Raw genomic sequence first — 15,807 nt, 5'->3', positions numbered from 1 at the left:
TCCCCCCTGCAATCTATGGACCACGCCAGGCAGTGGTTTTTCCTTGACCCAGGCCCCTGTCAGCGCCACTCTGACGCCACTTTTTTTGCCTCGCTCCCACTCATTTTCTTAAAGGAATCCACCCATGAGCGTTCGCGTCGGGATTGTCATGGACCCTATCGCCAGCATCTCCTACAAGAAGGACAGCTCGCTGGCCATGCTGCTGGCCGCCCAGGAGCGCGGCTGGACCCTCTTCTATATGGAGCAGCGCGACCTGTACCAGGGCGACGGCGTGGCCCGGGCCCGCATGCGCCCGCTGCAGGTGTTCGCCAACCCGCAGAAGTGGTTCGAGCTGGACGCCGAGATCGACTGCCCGCTGAGCGATCTGGACGTGATCCTGATGCGCAAGGACCCGCCCTTCGACATGGAGTTCGTCTACTCCACCTACCTGCTGGAACAGGCCGAAAGCGCTGGCGTGCTGGTGGTCAACAAGCCCCAGAGCCTGCGTGACTGCAACGAAAAGCTGTTTGCCACGCTGTTCCCCCAGTGCACCCCGCCCACCGTGGTCAGCCGCCGCGCCGACGTGCTGCGCGAGTTCGCGGCCCAGCATGGCGATGTGATCCTCAAGCCCCTGGATGGCATGGGCGGCACCTCGATCTTCCGCCACCGCGCGGGTGATCCGAACCTGTCGGTGATCCTGGAAACCCTGACCGTGCTCGGCAGCCAGCAGATCATGGCCCAGGCCTACCTGCCGGCAATCAAGGACGGTGACAAGCGCATCCTGATGATCGACGGCGAACCGGTGGATTACTGCCTGGCGCGCATCCCCGCCGCCGGTGAAACCCGCGGCAACCTGGCGGCCGGCGGTCGTGGCGAAGCCCGCCCGCTGAGCGACAAGGACCGCTGGATCGCCGCCCAGGTCGGCCCGACCCTGCGGGCCAAGGGCCTGCTGTTCGTCGGCCTCGACGTGATCGGCGAACACCTGACGGAAATCAACGTCACCAGCCCCACCTGCATCCGTGAAATCGACAACGCCTTCGGCACCAACATCGGCGCGATGCTGATGGATGCCATCGATCAGAAGCTCAAGGCCAAGTGATGTAGAACAACCAAGCACAAACCAACATTGCGTTATCATGCGCCGCCTGTGAAACCGTGATGTTGGTTGTGTGATGCCTCCTGTGATGTCGAACTGCCGATGAGCCTCCCGTCCGATCTGCCCCCCGAGCTTGCCCATAGCGGCGTGCGTGCGGCCGATCGCCTGGGTTTTACCCTGTTCCTGGCGGCGCTCCTGCACCTGGCACTGATCCTCGGCCTGGGCTTTTCCTTCGCCGAGCCCAAGGCTATCAGCAAGACCCTGGAAATCACCCTGGCCACCTTCAAGAGCGAGACCAAGCCGAAGAAGGCCGACTTCCTCGCCCAGGACAACCAGCAGGGCAGCGGCACCCTGGACAAGAAGGCCATTCCGAAAACCACCGAAGTCGCACCGTTCCAGGACAACTCGGTGAAGAAGGTCACGCCGCCGCCCTCGGTCAAGCCCGAGGTCAAGGACACCGCGCCCAAGGCCGCCGTGGCCACCACCGCGCCCAAGCCGAAAAAGACCGTCACCCAGCGTGAAGAGGTCAAGAAAGACCCGACGCCCAAGGCCCCCACTCCGACGTTCGACAGCTCGCAACTGTCCAGCGAGATTTCCAGCCTGGAAGCCGAGCTGGCCAACGAACAGCAGTTGTATGCCAAACGCCCGCGCATCCACCGCCTCAGCGCCGCCTCTACCATGCGCGACAAGGGCGCCTGGTATAAGGACGAATGGCGCAAGAAGGTCGAGCGCATCGGCAACCTCAACTACCCCGAGGAAGCCCGGCGCAAGCAGATCTACGGCAACTTGCGGCTGATGGTCTCGATCAACCGTGACGGCTCGCTGTATGAAGTGCTGGTGCTGGAGTCCTCCGGGCAACCGCTGCTGGACCAGGCGGCCCAGCGCATCGTGCGCCTGGCGGCGCCGTTCGCCCCCTTTACCGGCGACCTGTCGGACATCGATCGCCTGGAAATCATCCGCACCTGGCGCTTCGCCCGGGGCGACAAGCTTTCCAGCAACTGATCGGCCGGCAATCGGCCGCGTGACAGCGCCATGGCCGCACATCGCCAGCTTGTCAGCCGGGCCCGCCACCGCCACACTAGCGCTCATGAAAAATGTCAGCCCAAGCTATCTCAAGCATCATTTCCTGATCGCCATGCCCCATATGGCCGACCCGAACTTTGCGCAGACCTTGACCTACATCGTCGAGCACAACGCCAGTGGCGCCATGGGCCTGGTGGTCAACCGCCCCCAGGACCTGAACCTGGCCGATATCCTCGAACAATTGCGCCCTGACCAAGAGCCGTCCCTGCTGTGCCAGCACGTGCCCATTTTCAGCGGTGGCCCGGTGCAGACCGATCGCGGCTTCGTCCTGCACCCCAACGGCCCGGTCTACCAGGCCACGGTGGAACTCGAGGGGCTGTCCCTGTCCACGTCCCAGGACGTGCTGTTCGCCATCGCCGATGGCGTGGGCCCGGCCAAGAGCCTGATCGCCCTGGGCTATGCCGGCTGGGAAGCCGGGCAGCTGGAAGCCGAACTGGCGGACAACGCCTGGCTGACCTGCCCCTTCGACGCCGACATCCTGTTCAACACCAGCAGCGAACTGCGCCTGGAAGCCGCCGCCCGGCACCTGGGGGTCAACCTCAGCCTGCTCACCAGCCAGGCGGGCCACGCCTGATGGCCCTGCGACTGATCCTCGGCTTCGACTACGGCACCAAGCAGATCGGCGTTGCCGTGGGCCAGGCCATCACCGGCCAGGCCCGGGAGCTGTGCACCCTCAAGGCGCAGAACGGGGTGCCCGACTGGAACCAGGTGGAAGCCCTGATCAAGGAATGGAAGCCCGACGCCGTGGTGGTGGGCCTGCCCCTGAACATGGACGGCAGCCCCAGCGACATGTGCGTGCGCGCCGAAAAGTTCGCCCGACGCCTGAACGGCCGCTTCAATGTGCCCTTCTATACCCACGACGAACGCCTGACCACCTTCGAGGCCAAGGGTGAACGCCTGGCCCGGGGCGGCCAGAAAGGCAGTTACCGCGACAACCCGGTGGACGCCATCGCCGCCGCCCTGCTGCTGCAAGGCTGGCTCGATGAAAACGCCGGCCTGTTGAACACCTGAGACCACATCCTGAAGATGCGCGGCCCCGGGGCTGCGCGCCTCCTGGCCCAACACCAGCCGTAAGTTCCCGCGCCCAGCTGCCCGGCAGCAGGCGCGAGCCCACGAAGGAGCCACCATGAGCCTGCCCAATCCCGCCGCCCTGATCAGCCAGATGGCCGCTGATCTCAACGCCCACCTGGCCCAGCGCGCCATCAGCGAGCCACGCTTCATCGGTATCCGTACCGGTGGCGTCTGGGTGGCCCAGGCCCTGCTGGAAGCCCTGGGCAGCGATTCGCTCCTGGGTACCCTGGACGTGTCCTTCTACCGCGACGACTTCAGCCAGAACGGCCTGCACCCGCAGGTGCGTCCTTCGGAGCTGCCGTTCGAGATCGAAGGCCAGCACCTGGTGCTGATCGACGACGTGCTGATGAGCGGCCGGACCATCCGCGCCGCCCTCAACGAACTGTTCGACTACGGCCGGCCGGCCAGCGTGACCCTGGTCTGCCTGCTGGACCTGAACGCCGCTGAACTGCCGATCCGTCCGAATGTGGTGGGCGCGACCCTGTCGCTGGCCGCCCACGAGCGGGTAAAATTGTCCGGTCCTGCGCCGCTTCAACTCGAGCTCCAAGACCTCGCCCTCTAACTCGCCCTTTTAAGAGTCCATTGCGATGACGCCTCTAGACGCCAAGCGCCCGCTGCAGCTCAACGATCAGGGCCAGCTGCGCCACTTCCTGTCCCTCGACGGCCTGAACCGCGAGCTGCTGACGGAAATCCTCGACACCGCCGACTCGTTCCTCGAAGTCGGCGCCCGGGCGGTGAAGAAAGTCCCGCTGCTGCGCGGCAAGACCGTGTGCAATGTGTTCTTCGAGAACTCCACCCGAACCCGCACTACCTTCGAACTGGCGGCCCAGCGGCTGTCGGCGGACGTGATCACCCTGAATGTCTCGACCTCTTCGGCGAGCAAGGGTGAAACCCTGCTGGACACCCTGCGCAACCTGGAAGCCATGGCCGCCGACATGTTCGTGGTGCGCCACGGCGACTCCGGCGCCGCGCACTTCATCGCCGAACACGTGTGCCCGCAAGTGGCGATCATCAACGGCGGCGACGGCCGTCACGCCCACCCGACCCAGGGCATGCTCGACATGCTGACCATTCGCCGGCACAAGGGCGGCTTCGAGAACCTCTCGGTAGCCATCGTCGGCGACATCCTGCACTCGCGAGTGGCGCGTTCGAACATGCTGGCGCTGAAAACCCTCGGCTGCCCGGACATCCGCGTGATCGCGCCGAAAACCCTGCTGCCCATCGGCATCGAGCAGTACGGGGTCAAGGTCTACACCGACATGACCGAAGGCCTGAAGGACGTGGACGTGGTGATCATGCTGCGCCTGCAGCGTGAACGCATGCAGGGCGGCCTGCTGCCCAGCGAAGGCGAGTTCTACCGCCTGTTCGGCCTGACCACCGCGCGCCTGGCCGGGGCCAAGCCCGACGCCATCGTCATGCACCCGGGTCCGATCAACCGCGGCGTGGAGATCGAATCGGCGGTAGCCGACGGCCCGCACTCGGTGATCCTCAACCAGGTGACCTACGGCATTGCAGTGCGCATGGCGGTACTGTCCATGGCCATGAGCGGGCAGACCGCCCAGCGACAATTCGAGCAGGAGAACGCCCAGTGAAGCTCAGCATTCTCGGCGCCCGCGTCATCGATCCAAGCAGCGGCCTGGATCAAACCACCGATCTGCACCTGGAAGCCGGCAAGATCGTCGCCATCGGCGCCGCGCCTGGCGGCTTCAATGCCGTTACCACCATCGACGCCAAGGGCCTGGTGGCCGCACCCGGCCTGGTGGACCTGAGCGTCGCCCTGCGCGAGCCGGGCTACAGCCGCAAGGGCAGCATTGCCAGCGAAACCCGCGCCGCAGCCGCCGGCGGTGTCACCAGCCTGTGCTGCCCGCCGCGCACCAAGCCAGTACTGGACACCTCGGCGGTGGCCGAACTGATCCTCGACCGCGCCCGCGAGGCCGGCAACAGCAAAGTGTTCCCCATTGGCGCCTTGAGCAAGGGCCTGGAAGGCGAGCAGCTTGCGGAGCTGATCGCATTGCGTGACGCCGGTTGCGTGGCCTTCGGCAACGGCCTGGAAGGTTTCCGCAGCACCCGCACCCTGTGCCGCGCCCTGGAATACGCCGCCACCTTCGACCTGACGGTGATCTTCCACTCCCAGGACCGCGACCTGGCCGAAGGCGGCCTGGCCCACGAAGGCGCCACCGCCAGCTTCCTCGGCCTGCCGGGTATCCCGGAAAGCGCGGAGACCGTGGCCCTGGCCCGGGACCTGCTGCTGGTGGAACAGAGCGGCGTGCGCGCCCACTTCAGCCAGCTGACCAGCGCCCGCGGCGTGGAGCTGATCGCCCAGGCCCAGGCCCGCGGCCTGCCGGTCACCGCCGATGTGGCGCTGTACCAGCTGATCCTGACCGACGAGGCGCTGATCGACTTCTCCAGCCTGTACCACGTGCAGCCGCCGCTGCGCTCGCGGGCCGACCGCGATGCCCTGCGCGAAGCGGTGAAGTCCGGGGTGGTGCAAGCCATTTCCAGCCATCACCAGCCCCATGAGCGGGACGCCAAGCTGGCGCCGTTCGGCGCCACCGAGCCGGGCATCAGCAGCGTCGAGCTGTTGCTGCCCCTGGCCCTGACCCTGGTGCAGGACGGCCTGCTGGACCTGCCGACCCTGCTGGCACGCCTGAGTGCCGGCCCCGCCGCGGCCTTGCGCCTGCCGGCAGGCAAGCTGGCAGCCGGTGGTGCGGCGGACCTGGTGCTGTTCGACCCGGCCAGTTCCACCGTGGCCGGCGAGCGCTGGCTGTCCAAGGGCGAAAACTGCCCGTTCCTCGGCCATAGCCTGCCGGGCGCGGTGCGCTACACCCTGGTGGACGGGCATATCAGCTATCAGGGCTGATCGCCTGGCAAACACCCTGTAGCCGCTGCCGCAGGCTGCGAACGGCGCCGAAGGAGCCGCCGCTCCTGATGGCGCCCTGCGGCAGTGGCTACAGGCTGCGCCATCACCGCCTGCGCCGATGACGGGATCAACGGCGCTTGGCGTTCTCCAGCGATACCTGATCGTTCAGGGTCCAGAAGTCGTACAGCACCCCCAGGAAGAACAGGCCGCCGGTGAACAGGTAGATCACCCCGCTCAGCCATTTGCCCTGGTACATGCGGTGCACGCCGAAAACCCCGAGGAAGGTCAGCAGAATCCAGGCCACGCTGTATTCCACCGGACCTGCGGTAAAGCGAAGGTCCGCTTCCCGGTCCATGGACGGGATCAGGAACAAGTCGATCAGCCAGCCAATGCCCAGCAGACCGAAGGTGAAGAACCAGATAGTCCCGGTCACCGGCTTGCCGTAATAGAAGCGGTGGGCCCCGGTAAAACCGAAAATCCACAACAGGTAACCGATCACCTTGCTGTGGGTGTCATGGGTGGATGCATCCTGACGATAGGTGTTCATTAAGTGCCTCTTTGAAGGTGATAGATAAATATTCTTAAAAACTTTGTGACTTTTTTACAGGCATTCGACGTGCGGGCAATGTTACCTTCTGTTCCGCCAAAGCCTTGTACTGCCTGACTTCTGACGGTTTTCTGCGTCAAGTTGCCACCTCTTTGCCGAAGTTGACCCCAAGGTTGAATCGACAAACGGCCACGGAAGTGACCTGAAAGCTGTTATAAAGTTGCGCGCTAACCAATAAGAGCCTTGCCTAATGCGTCCATTTTTCAAGACATGGCTAACCATTTGCCTATTAATGCCACTGGCCGCCCACGCCACCAACCGTGAGCAACGACTTCCCAACGTTAATGGCTACACCCCGAAACCGCACGTTTCGACGGTCACCGCCAAGAACAAGAGCACCATCAAGCACCCCACCCGCCTGAGCAAGGCCGACAGCAAGCTGGTGGCCAACAACGCCGGCCGGCCGAGCACCACGGTTCTCAGCCGCGCGGTCAATGTCCTCGGTACACCCTATCGTTGGGGCGGCAGCAGCCCAAGCAAAGGCTTCGACTGCAGCGGCCTGGTGCGCTACGCCTTCAACGATGTCGCCGCCGTGGACCTGCCACGCACCTCCAACGCCATGGCCAGCGGCCACGGGCAGAAGGTCGAGCGCAAGGACCTGAAGCCGGGCGACCTGCTGTTCTTCAACATCAAGAGCCGCAAGGTCAACCACGTCGCCATCTACCTGGGCGAAGACCGCTTCATCCACGCCCCGCGGCGCGGCAAGGCAGTGACCATCGATACCCTGAAGAAGCCCTACTGGCAGAGCCACTACGTGGTTGCCAAGCGGGTCTTGCCCAAGGAGCACGCGCCCCTGCGGGTCGTGCAACGCTGATACCCCGCTTCGCCGGCAAGCCGGCTCCTGCACCCACCTGTAGGAGCCGGCTTGCCGGCGAATGCATTTCCAGCCCCGTCAAAAGCTCTCCGGCATCCGCGCCTGCTCCCGCGCCTGATCGCGGCTGATCAACCCCTGCCCGAGCAATGCCTTGAGGCTCATGTCCAGGGTGCGCATGCCCTGGGCGCCGCCCGTCTGGATCGCCGAATACATCTGCGCCACCTTGTCCTCGCGGATCAGGTTACGGATCGCCGGGCTGCCCAGCATGATCTCGTGCGCCGCTACCCGGCCACCGCCCACCTTCTTCACCAGCACTTGCGCGACCACTGCCTGCAGCGACTCGGCCAGCATCGAGCGCACCAGGGCCTTTTCCTCCCCCGGAAACACGTCCACCAGCCGGTCGATGGTCTTGGCCGCCGACGAGGTGTGCAGGGTGGCCAGTACCAGGTGCCCGGTTTCCGCGGCGGTCAGGGCCAGGCGGATGGTTTCCAGGTCCCGCAGTTCGCCCAGCAGGATCACGTCGGGATCTTCTCGCAGCGCCGCACGCAAGGCCGTGGCGAAGCTCCGGGTATCGCGCTGCACTTCGCGCTGGTGCACCAGGCAGTTCTTCTGCGGATGCACGAATTCGATAGGGTCTTCGATGGTCAGGATGTGCTGCTGGCGGTGCTGGTTCAGGTGATCGATCATCGCCGCCAGTGTGGTGGACTTGCCGCTGCCGGTGGGCCCGGTCACCAGCACCAGCCCGCGGGGCGCCTCGGTAATCTGCCGAAACACTTCCCCCAGCCCCAGCTCCTCCAGGCTCTGTACCCGCGCGGGAATCAGGCGCAGCACCGCACCGACGCCCCGGGCGTGCCGGAAGGCATTGACCCGAAATCGCGCCACACCCGGCAGTTCATAGGCGAAATCCAGGTCATTGCAGGCGGCGAATGCCTGGCGCTGAGCTTCGCTCATCAGTTCATGGATCAGCGCCTGCACCTGTGGCCCTTCCAGGGCCGGGCCCGGCAGCGGGCGAATATCGCCATCGATGCGCAACATCGGCGCCAGCCCGGCGGACAGATGCAGGTCCGAAGCGCCCCGGGAAGCGCTCAAGCGCAAGAGTTCGGTGATGTCCATAGTGCCCCCCAATTCCAGTAGAATGCCGCGAGCTTCAGACCCGCCCGCGCCTGGCAGATTCAATGGCCAGGCCGCGGACGATGCCCGACGCGACCCTTGAGCGTGGCTCGGGCCGGCGGAGAATCGAGGTCTGGTGGATTCACGCGGCAGCCGGTGGCCAGGGCCGCCGGTACTTTTGAGACGAAATCGAATGTCCACGATAGCAGACAACATTGCCCAGGTAGCCGAGCGCATCCGCAACGCCTGCCAGGCCGTACAGCGCGACCCGCACAGCGTCCAGCTGCTGGCCGTGAGCAAGACCAAGCCCGCCGCCGCCCTGCGCGAGGCCCATGCAGCCGGCCTGCGGGATTTCGGCGAGAACTACCTGCAGGAAGCCCTGGGCAAACAGCAGGAACTGGCCGACCTGCCCTTGAGTTGGCACTTCATCGGCCCCATTCAGTCGAACAAGACTCGTGCCATTGCCGAGCATTTTGACTGGGTGCACTCCGTGGATCGCTTGAAAATCGCCCAACGCCTGTCCGAACAACGCCCGGCCGAGTTGCCGCCACTGAACATCTGCATCCAGGTGAACGTCAGTGGCGAAGCCAGCAAGTCCGGCTGCGCCCCGGCCGACCTGCCGGCCCTGGCCAGCGCCATCGGTGCCTTGCCACGCCTGCAACTGCGGGGGTTGATGGCGATTCCCGAGCCTACCGAGGACCGCACTGCCCAGGACGCCGCCTTCGCCGCGGTACAACGCCTGAACAACGACCTGCGGGACAGCCTCAAGCTGCCCCTGGATACCCTTTCCATGGGCATGAGCCACGACCTCGAAGCGGCCATTGCCCAAGGCGCCACCTGGGTGCGGATCGGTACCGCGCTGTTTGGTGCCCGCGACTACAGTCAGTCCTGATGCGACTGACCCCGACCTCTTGTAAGGACCTGTCATGAACACGACTCGTATCGCTTTTATCGGTGCCGGCAACATGGCGGCCAGTCTCATCGGCGGCCTGCGGGCCAAAGGCCTGGAGGCCTCGCAGATCCGCGCCAGCGACCCGGGCGAGCAGACCCGAGCGAAAGTCGCGGCCGAACATGGCATCCAGGTATTTGCCGATAACGCCGAGGCCATCGAAGGCGTCGACGTGATCGTCCTGGCGGTCAAGCCCCAGGCCATGAAAGCCGTGTGCCAAGCCCTGCGCCCGAGCCTGAAGCCGCAACAGCTGGTGGTGTCCATCGCCGCCGGCATCACCTGTTCGAGCATGAACAGCTGGCTCGACGCCCAGCCCATCGTGCGCTGCATGCCCAACACCCCGGCACTGCTGCGCCAGGGTGTCAGCGGCCTGTACGCCACCGCCGAAGTCAGCGCCCAGCAACGCCAGCAGGCCGAGGAACTGCTGTCCGCCGTGGGTATCGCCCTGTGGCTGGACCAGGAGCAGCAACTGGACGCAGTGACTGCCGTCTCCGGCAGTGGCCCGGCGTATTTCTTCCTGCTGATCGAAGCCATGACCGCCGCCGGCGAGAAGCTCGGCCTGCCCCGGGAAACCGCCGCCCAGCTGACTCTGCAGACCGCCCTGGGCGCCGCCCACATGGCGGTCTCCAGTGACGTTGACGCCGCCGAGCTGCGCCGCCGCGTGACTTCACCGGCAGGCACCACGGAAGCGGCCATCAAGTCGTTCCAGGCCGGTGGCTTTGAAGCCCTGGTGGAAAAAGCATTGGGTGCCGCTGCGCACCGCTCGGCCGAAATGGCCGAACAACTGGGCCAATAAGGAGCCAATGATGATTGGATTGAACACCGCTGCGGTGTATGTGCTGCAAACCCTGGGCAGCCTGTACCTGCTGATCGTGCTGATGCGTTTCGTCCTGCAACTGGTGCGCGCCAACTTCTACAACCCGCTGTGCCAGTTCATCGTGCGGGCCACCCAGCCGCTGCTCAAGCCGATGCGCCGGGTCATCCCGAGCATCGGCGGCCTGGACATGTCCTCGCTGCTCCTGGCGATCCTGGTGCAACTGGCCCTGATGGCCCTGACCCTGCTGCTGACCTACGGCACCACCGGCAACCCGCTGCAACTGCTGATCTGGTCGATCATCGGCGTCACCGCGCTGTTCCTGAAGATCTTCTTCTTCGCCCTGATCATCAGCGTGATCCTGTCCTGGGTCGCCCCTGGCAGCCACAACCCCGGCGCCGAACTGGTGAACCAGATCTGCGAACCCGCCCTGGCCCCGTTCCGTCGCATCCTGCCGAGCATGGGCGGCCTGGATATCTCGCCGATCCTGGCATTCATGGTGCTCAAGCTGCTGGACATGCTGGTGATCAATAACCTGGCGGCCATGACCATGATGCCGGACATCCTGCGCCTGCTGATCTGACCCGGGCGGCCTGCATGAGTTATTACCGCTGGGATGGTGACGATCTGATCCTCGATTGCCACCTGCAACCCAAGGCCAGCAGCGACGAGTTCGCTGGCCTGCACGGCGAGCGGTTGAAGATCCGCCTCACCGCGCCACCGGTGGAAGGCAAGGCCAATGCGCACCTGATGGCGTTCCTGGCCAAGGCCTTTGGCATTCCCAAGAGCAACGTCAGCCTGGTCAGCGGCGAGCTGAACCGGCAGAAGCGGGTGCGCCTGCAAGCGCCGAAGAAGCTGCCGGACCTGCCGGGGCTGGCTCGCCCCGCCTGATTCGCCGGCAAGCCGGCTCCTGCGCGCCATGTTCACTGCAGGAGCTGGCTTGCCAGCGAACCTTCCACGTCATTTCCCGCAACGAAACACAGCCCCGGGCTTTGCTTGCCGCTGGGGGCAGCGGTCTTTAGACTTACGCCTCATTTAAATGAGAGCAGGGTCGATGCCAACTGCCTTTCCCCCCGATTCTGTTGGTCTGGTCACGCCACAAATAGCGCACTTCAGCGAACCCCTGGCCCTGGCCTGCGGGCGCGCGCTGCCGGCCTACGACCTGATCTACGAAACCTACGGTCAGCTCAACGCCAGCGCCAGCAACGCGGTGCTGATCTGCCACGCCCTGTCCGGCCATCATCACGCCGCCGGCTACCACAGCGTCGACGACCGCAAGCCCGGTTGGTGGGACAGCTGCATCGGCCCGGGCAAGCCGATCGACACCAACAGGTTCTTCGTGGTCAGCCTCAATAACCTCGGCGGTTGCAACGGCTCCACCGGCCCCAGCAGCCTCAACCCGGACACCGGCAAGCCGTTCGGCGCCGACTTCCCGGTGCTTACCGTGGAAGACTGGGTACACAGCCAGGCGCGCCTGGCGGATCGCCTGGGCATCGACCAGTGGGCTGCAGTGATCGGCGGCAGCCTCGGCGGCATGCAGGCCCTGCAATGGACCATCACCTACCCGGACCGTGTACGGCACTGCCTGGCCATCGCCTCGGCGCCCAAGCTCTCGGCGCAGAACATCGCCTTCAACGAAGTGGCGCGCCAGGCGATCCTCACCGACCCGGAATTCCACGGCGGCTCGTTCCAGGAACAGGGGGTGATCCCCAAGCGCGGGCTGATGCTGGCGCGAATGGTGGGCCATATCACTTACCTGTCCGATGACTCCATGGGCGAGAAATTCGGCCGTGGGCTCAAGAGCGAGAAGCTCAACTACGACTTCCACAGCGTCGAGTTCCAGGTGGAAAGCTACCTGCGCTACCAGGGCGAGGAGTTCTCCGGGCGTTTCGATGCCAACACCTACCTGCTGATGACCAAGGCCCTGGACTACTTCGACCCGGCGGCCAACTGCGACGACGACCTGGCCAAGACCTTCGCCCATGCCACCGCCAAGTTCTGCGTGATGTCCTTCACCACCGACTGGCGCTTCTCCCCGGCCCGCTCCCGGGAACTGGTGGATGCATTGATGGCCGCGCGCAAGGACGTCTGCTACCTGGAGATCGACGCACCGCAGGGGCATGACGCCTTCCTGATCCCGATCCCGCGCTACCTGCAGGCGTTCAGCCACTACATGAACCGCATTATCTTGTGAGGACACGATGAGAGCCGATCTGGAAATCATCCAGGAATGGATCCCCGCCGGCAGCCGCGTCCTCGACCTGGGCTGCGGTAACGGCGAGCTGCTGAGCTGGCTGCAGGAGCACAAGCAGGTCACCGGCTATGGCCTGGAAAACGACCCGGACAACATCGCCGAGTGCGTGGCCAAGGGCATCAACGTGATCGAGCAGGACCTGGACAAGGGCCTGGGCAACTTTGCCAGCAACAGCTTCGACATCGTGGTCATGACCCAGGCCCTGCAAGCCGTGCACTACCCGGACAAGATCCTCGACGAAATGCTCCGGGTCGGCCGCCAGTGCATCATCACCTTCCCCAATTTCGGTCACTGGCGCTGCCGCTGGTACCTGGCCAGCAAGGGGCGGATGCCGGTCTCGGAGTTCCTCCCGTACACCTGGTACAACACGCCGAACATCCACTTCTGCACCTTCGAGGACTTCGAAGAACTGTGCCGCGAGCGGCAAGCCCGGGTGATCAACCGCCTTGCCGTCGATCAACAACACCGCCACGGGTGGGCCAGTAAGCTATGGCCTAATCTCTTAGGAGAGATCGGCATCTACCGCGTCAGCAGTCCCGGCCTGCAGGATCACAAGGTCGCGGTATAAACCACGTTGCATCGAGGAGAACCATCATGGGACGTCTGGTTACATTTCTACTGGCTGCCTGCCTGAGCGTCAGCGCCCTGGCGGCGGACCCGATCAAGGGCGAGCGCCAGGAAGTCTTTGGCGACATCACCGTGCACTACAACACCTTCAACTCCACCTACCTGCAGCCTGATATCGCCAGGGCGGCGGAGCTGATCCGCAGCAAGAACCAGGGCGTGATCAACGTGTCCCTGATCAAGGACGGCAAACCGCTGGTCGGCCAGGTCAGCGGAACGGTCAAGGACCTGACCAGCAAGAGCATCCCCCTGAAGTTCCGCCAGATCACCGAACAGGGCGCGATCTACTACATCGCCCAGTTCCCGGTGGAACAGCAGGAAAACCGTACGTTCACCATCAATGTGCAGACTGGCGGTGACACCAACAGCTTCAGCTTCAACCAAGAGCTATTCCCGGGCGAATAATGAACCTCACGCAACTCGTACTGGCCAGCCATAACGCCGGCAAACTCAAAGAACTCCAGGCCATGCTCGGCGCTTCGGTGCAATTGCGCTCGATCGGCGAGTTCAGCAGCGTCGAGCCGGAAGAAACCGGCCTGTCGTTCGTCGAAAACGCCATCCTCAAGGCGCGCAATGCCGCACGCATTTCCGGCTTGCCGGCACTGGCCGACGACTCCGGCCTGGCAGTGGACTTCCTCGGTGGCGCCCCGGGCATCTACTCGGCCCGCTACGCCGACGGCCAGGGCGACGCGGCGAACAACGCCAAGCTGCTCGAAGCCCTCAAGGATGTCCCGCAAGCCGAGCGCGGTGCGCAGTTCGTCTGCGTCCTGGCACTGGTACGGCACGCCGACGATCCGCTGCCGATCCTCTGCGAAGGCCTGTGGCACGGGCGTATCCTTACCGCCGCCAGCGGCGAGCACGGCTTCGGCTACGACCCGCTGTTCTGGGTGCCGGAACGCAACTGCTCCAGCGCCGAACTGGGCCCCGAGGAGAAAAACCAGCTCAGCCACCGCGCCCGCGCCATGGCCATTCTGCGGCAACGCCTGGGCCTGAAATGAGCCACGAGCCCTCCGCGTCGCCGCTGATTCTCGGCGGCGCGCATACGCCCCGGGCGGCGCTGCCCCAGTTGCCGCCCCTGGCGCTGTACATCCACATCCCGTGGTGTGTACGCAAATGCCCCTACTGCGACTTCAACTCCCACGCGGCCAGCCCGACGCTACCGGAAGAGGAGTACGTCGACGCCCTGCTGGCCGACCTCGACCAGGACCTGCACGCCGTGCACGGTCGCGAGCTGAGCTCGATCTTCTTCGGCGGCGGCACCCCGAGCCTGTTCAGCGCCCAGGCCCTGGGTCGGCTGCTCAAGGGCGTGGAACAGCGCATCCGGTTTGCCCCCGACATCGAAATCACCCTGGAAGCCAACCCCGGGACCTTCGAGCAGGAAAAATTCACCGCCTACCGCGCCCTGGGCATCAATCGCCTGTCCATCGGCATCCAGAGTTTCCAGGAACAGAAGCTCAAGGCCCTGGGCCGCATCCACAACGGCGATGAAGCGATTCGCGCCGCTGGCATGGCGCGCCAGGCCGGGTTCGACAACTTCAACCTGGACCTGATGCACGGCCTGCCGGACCAGTCCCTGGACGATGCCCTGGGCGACCTGCGCCAGGCCATTGCGATGAAGCCGACCCACCTGTCCTGGTACCAGCTGACCCTGGAGCCCAACACGGTGTTCTGGAACCAGCCACCGGTACTGCCGGAAGACGACACCCTGTGGGACATCCAGGAAGCCGGACAGGCCCTGCTGGCCGAACACGGCTATGCCCAGTACGAAGTCTCGGCCTACGCCCAGCCCGGGCGCGCGGCGCGGCACAACCTGAACTACTGGAGCTTTGGCGACTTCATCGGGATCGGCGCCGGTGCCCACGGCAAACTCAGCCATCCGGACGGGCGCATCCTGCGCACCTGGAAGACCCGCCTGCCCAAGGACTACCTGAACCCGGCCAAGCAGTTCAAGGCGGGCGAGAAGGCCCTGGGCAACGAAGAGCTGCCGTTCGAGTTCCTGATGAACGCCCTGCGCCTCACCGATGGCGTGGACGCTGCGCTGTTCGCCCAACGCACCGGCCTGGACCTGGGCAGCCTCGCCGAAGGCCGGCGCCAGGCCGAACAAAGCGGCTTGTTGCAGGTCGAACCGTCACGCCTGGCGGCCACGGCCCGCGGGCAACTTTTTCTCAATGACCTGCTGCAATACTTTCTGATCTAAGGAAATTACATGGATCTGGTACTCGACCTGCTTGCCACCGTGTCCCGCTGGAGTCGCAGCAACCTCTCGGAAATCGCCCTGGCACTGGTGGGCTGCCTGCTGGTGCTGTTCGGCGCGGACATCAAGGGCTGGGTCGAACAGCGCCTGGGCGGCATCGCCGGCGCCCTGCGGGTGCCGCTGATGGCCCTGCTGTGCATGGTGGGCAGCGGCCTGGCGCTGATCTACGCCACACCCTGGATCGTCCGCGGCCTGAGCCAGTTCAACAACTACAGCCTGGCGCCAGTGCTGTTGGTGGTGCTGGTGCTGATTGGCGTGGTCGCTGATCGTCGTTAATTCGCAGGGCCCCTTC

General features: G+C 64.9%; 20 protein-coding genes. 18 read left to right on the top strand and 2 right to left on the bottom strand.

What is annotated here, in order from left to right; all coding sequences use genetic code 11:
* The first annotated feature begins 124 nt into the window (after window positions 1–124).
* From gshB to BM382_RS18850, 7 genes are all read left to right on the top strand, one after another.
* Entirely contained in the window at window positions 125–1,078 is a 954-nt protein-coding gene (gshB, locus tag BM382_RS18880; RefSeq protein WP_015637364.1) for a glutathione synthase, read from the top strand.
* Between the two features lie 99 nt (window positions 1,079–1,177).
* Complete coding sequence (locus tag BM382_RS18875) at window positions 1,178–2,077, top strand: energy transducer TonB (RefSeq protein WP_011064003.1); 900 nt, start codon at window positions 1,178–1,180, stop codon at window positions 2,075–2,077.
* An 85-nt stretch (window positions 2,078–2,162) separates the two neighbouring features.
* Window positions 2,163–2,732, top strand: coding sequence for a YqgE/AlgH family protein (locus tag BM382_RS18870; RefSeq protein ID WP_011064004.1), 570 nt, complete (start codon window positions 2,163–2,165; stop codon window positions 2,730–2,732).
* Window positions 2,732–3,169: a Holliday junction resolvase RuvX gene (gene ruvX / locus BM382_RS18865; protein ID WP_011064005.1), complete on the top strand. Its 438-nt coding sequence runs from the start codon at window positions 2,732–2,734 to the stop codon at window positions 3,167–3,169. Before BM382_RS18870 ends, ruvX begins: the two co-directional genes overlap by 1 nt.
* Before the next feature lie 115 nt (window positions 3,170–3,284).
* Complete coding sequence (gene pyrR / locus BM382_RS18860) at window positions 3,285–3,791, top strand: bifunctional pyr operon transcriptional regulator/uracil phosphoribosyltransferase PyrR (RefSeq protein ID WP_072443583.1); 507 nt, start codon at window positions 3,285–3,287, stop codon at window positions 3,789–3,791.
* 25 nt (window positions 3,792–3,816) lie between these two features.
* Entirely contained in the window at window positions 3,817–4,821 is a 1,005-nt protein-coding gene (locus BM382_RS18855; protein WP_011064007.1) for an aspartate carbamoyltransferase catalytic subunit, read from the top strand.
* Complete coding sequence (locus BM382_RS18850) at window positions 4,818–6,089, top strand: dihydroorotase (RefSeq protein ID WP_011064008.1); 1,272 nt, start codon at window positions 4,818–4,820, stop codon at window positions 6,087–6,089. The genes BM382_RS18855 and BM382_RS18850 overlap by 4 nt, the downstream gene beginning before the upstream one ends.
* A 127-nt stretch (window positions 6,090–6,216) precedes the next feature.
* On the opposite strand, the gene BM382_RS18845 is transcribed toward BM382_RS18850, so the two are convergent.
* On the bottom strand, window positions 6,217–6,636 hold the full coding sequence (locus tag BM382_RS18845) for an NINE protein (protein ID WP_011064009.1): 420 nt from the start codon (window positions 6,634–6,636) through the stop codon (window positions 6,217–6,219).
* A gap of 250 nt (window positions 6,637–6,886) precedes the next feature.
* On the opposite strand from BM382_RS18845, the gene BM382_RS18840 reads away from it, so the two are divergent.
* Window positions 6,887–7,510, top strand: a complete 624-nt coding sequence (locus BM382_RS18840; protein ID WP_011064010.1) for a C40 family peptidase — start codon at window positions 6,887–6,889, stop codon at window positions 7,508–7,510.
* A gap of 78 nt (window positions 7,511–7,588) precedes the next feature.
* Here BM382_RS18840 and BM382_RS18835 read toward each other — a convergent pair whose 3' ends face one another.
* Window positions 7,589–8,623, bottom strand: a complete 1,035-nt coding sequence (locus BM382_RS18835; protein ID WP_072443582.1) for a type IV pilus twitching motility protein PilT — start codon at window positions 8,621–8,623, stop codon at window positions 7,589–7,591.
* A 190-nt stretch (window positions 8,624–8,813) separates the two neighbouring features.
* Between BM382_RS18835 and BM382_RS18830 the strand changes: the two genes are divergently transcribed.
* From BM382_RS18830 to BM382_RS18785, 10 genes are all read left to right on the top strand, one after another.
* Window positions 8,814–9,512 (top strand): YggS family pyridoxal phosphate-dependent enzyme, encoded by a 699-nt coding sequence (locus BM382_RS18830; RefSeq protein WP_072443580.1) that lies wholly within the window; start codon window positions 8,814–8,816, stop codon window positions 9,510–9,512.
* Between the two features lie 34 nt (window positions 9,513–9,546).
* Window positions 9,547–10,365: a pyrroline-5-carboxylate reductase gene (gene proC, locus BM382_RS18825; protein WP_072443578.1), complete on the top strand. Its 819-nt coding sequence runs from the start codon at window positions 9,547–9,549 to the stop codon at window positions 10,363–10,365.
* A 10-nt stretch (window positions 10,366–10,375) separates the two neighbouring features.
* On the top strand, window positions 10,376–10,966 hold the full coding sequence (locus tag BM382_RS18820) for a YggT family protein (protein ID WP_011064014.1): 591 nt from the start codon (window positions 10,376–10,378) through the stop codon (window positions 10,964–10,966).
* 14 nt (window positions 10,967–10,980) lie between these two features.
* Entirely contained in the window at window positions 10,981–11,274 is a 294-nt protein-coding gene (locus BM382_RS18815) for a DUF167 domain-containing protein (RefSeq protein ID WP_011064015.1), read from the top strand.
* 163 nt (window positions 11,275–11,437) lie between these two features.
* Window positions 11,438–12,577, top strand: a complete 1,140-nt coding sequence (locus BM382_RS18810; RefSeq protein WP_072443576.1) for a homoserine O-succinyltransferase MetX — start codon at window positions 11,438–11,440, stop codon at window positions 12,575–12,577.
* 7 nt (window positions 12,578–12,584) lie between these two features.
* Window positions 12,585–13,205, top strand: coding sequence for a methionine biosynthesis protein MetW (gene metW / locus BM382_RS18805; protein WP_011064017.1), 621 nt, complete (start codon window positions 12,585–12,587; stop codon window positions 13,203–13,205).
* 26 nt (window positions 13,206–13,231) lie between these two features.
* Window positions 13,232–13,666, top strand: a complete 435-nt coding sequence (locus BM382_RS18800; protein WP_072443574.1) for a DUF4426 domain-containing protein — start codon at window positions 13,232–13,234, stop codon at window positions 13,664–13,666.
* Window positions 13,663–14,259 (top strand): RdgB/HAM1 family non-canonical purine NTP pyrophosphatase, encoded by a 597-nt coding sequence (gene rdgB, locus BM382_RS18795; protein WP_026020234.1) that lies wholly within the window; start codon window positions 13,663–13,665, stop codon window positions 14,257–14,259. Before BM382_RS18800 ends, rdgB begins: the two co-directional genes overlap by 4 nt.
* Complete coding sequence (gene hemW / locus BM382_RS18790) at window positions 14,256–15,458, top strand: radical SAM family heme chaperone HemW (RefSeq protein WP_072443572.1); 1,203 nt, start codon at window positions 14,256–14,258, stop codon at window positions 15,456–15,458. The genes rdgB and hemW overlap by 4 nt, the downstream gene beginning before the upstream one ends.
* A gap of 9 nt (window positions 15,459–15,467) precedes the next feature.
* Window positions 15,468–15,791, top strand: a complete 324-nt coding sequence (locus BM382_RS18785) for a DUF3392 domain-containing protein (protein ID WP_011064021.1) — start codon at window positions 15,468–15,470, stop codon at window positions 15,789–15,791.
* Window positions 15,792–15,807: the final 16 nt, after the last annotated feature.

The sequence above is a fragment of the Pseudomonas sp. NFPP25 genome (assembly GCF_900116505.1).
GTDB classification, from domain to species: Bacteria; Pseudomonadota; Gammaproteobacteria; order Pseudomonadales; family Pseudomonadaceae; genus Aquipseudomonas; species Aquipseudomonas protegens.
The sequence above is the reverse complement of the archived record's forward strand: the minus strand, read 5'-3'. Positions and strand labels throughout refer to the sequence as shown.

What these genes read in the sequence shown, in the direction of transcription:
- gshB (WP_015637364.1), top strand. Translation starts at nt 125, where the DNA reads ATGAGCGTTCGCGTCGGGATTGTCATGGACCCTATCGCCAGCATCTCC.
- BM382_RS18875 (WP_011064003.1), top strand. Translation starts at nt 1,178, where the DNA reads ATGAGCCTCCCGTCCGATCTGCCCCCCGAGCTTGCCCATAGCGGCGTG.
- BM382_RS18870 (WP_011064004.1), top strand. Translation starts at nt 2,163, where the DNA reads ATGAAAAATGTCAGCCCAAGCTATCTCAAGCATCATTTCCTGATCGCC.
- ruvX (WP_011064005.1), top strand. Translation starts at nt 2,732, where the DNA reads ATGGCCCTGCGACTGATCCTCGGCTTCGACTACGGCACCAAGCAGATC.
- pyrR (WP_072443583.1), top strand. Translation starts at nt 3,285, where the DNA reads ATGAGCCTGCCCAATCCCGCCGCCCTGATCAGCCAGATGGCCGCTGAT.
- BM382_RS18855 (WP_011064007.1), top strand. Translation starts at nt 3,817, where the DNA reads ATGACGCCTCTAGACGCCAAGCGCCCGCTGCAGCTCAACGATCAGGGC.
- BM382_RS18845 (WP_011064009.1), bottom strand. Translation starts at nt 6,636, where the DNA reads ATGAACACCTATCGTCAGGATGCATCCACCCATGACACCCACAGCAAG.
- BM382_RS18840 (WP_011064010.1), top strand. Translation starts at nt 6,887, where the DNA reads ATGCGTCCATTTTTCAAGACATGGCTAACCATTTGCCTATTAATGCCA.
- BM382_RS18835 (WP_072443582.1), bottom strand. Translation starts at nt 8,623, where the DNA reads ATGGACATCACCGAACTCTTGCGCTTGAGCGCTTCCCGGGGCGCTTCG.
- BM382_RS18830 (WP_072443580.1), top strand. Translation starts at nt 8,814, where the DNA reads ATGTCCACGATAGCAGACAACATTGCCCAGGTAGCCGAGCGCATCCGC.
- proC (WP_072443578.1), top strand. Translation starts at nt 9,547, where the DNA reads ATGAACACGACTCGTATCGCTTTTATCGGTGCCGGCAACATGGCGGCC.
- BM382_RS18820 (WP_011064014.1), top strand. Translation starts at nt 10,376, where the DNA reads ATGATTGGATTGAACACCGCTGCGGTGTATGTGCTGCAAACCCTGGGC.
- BM382_RS18815 (WP_011064015.1), top strand. Translation starts at nt 10,981, where the DNA reads ATGAGTTATTACCGCTGGGATGGTGACGATCTGATCCTCGATTGCCAC.
- BM382_RS18810 (WP_072443576.1), top strand. Translation starts at nt 11,438, where the DNA reads ATGCCAACTGCCTTTCCCCCCGATTCTGTTGGTCTGGTCACGCCACAA.
- metW (WP_011064017.1), top strand. Translation starts at nt 12,585, where the DNA reads ATGAGAGCCGATCTGGAAATCATCCAGGAATGGATCCCCGCCGGCAGC.
- BM382_RS18800 (WP_072443574.1), top strand. Translation starts at nt 13,232, where the DNA reads ATGGGACGTCTGGTTACATTTCTACTGGCTGCCTGCCTGAGCGTCAGC.
- hemW (WP_072443572.1), top strand. Translation starts at nt 14,256, where the DNA reads ATGAGCCACGAGCCCTCCGCGTCGCCGCTGATTCTCGGCGGCGCGCAT.
- BM382_RS18785 (WP_011064021.1), top strand. Translation starts at nt 15,468, where the DNA reads ATGGATCTGGTACTCGACCTGCTTGCCACCGTGTCCCGCTGGAGTCGC.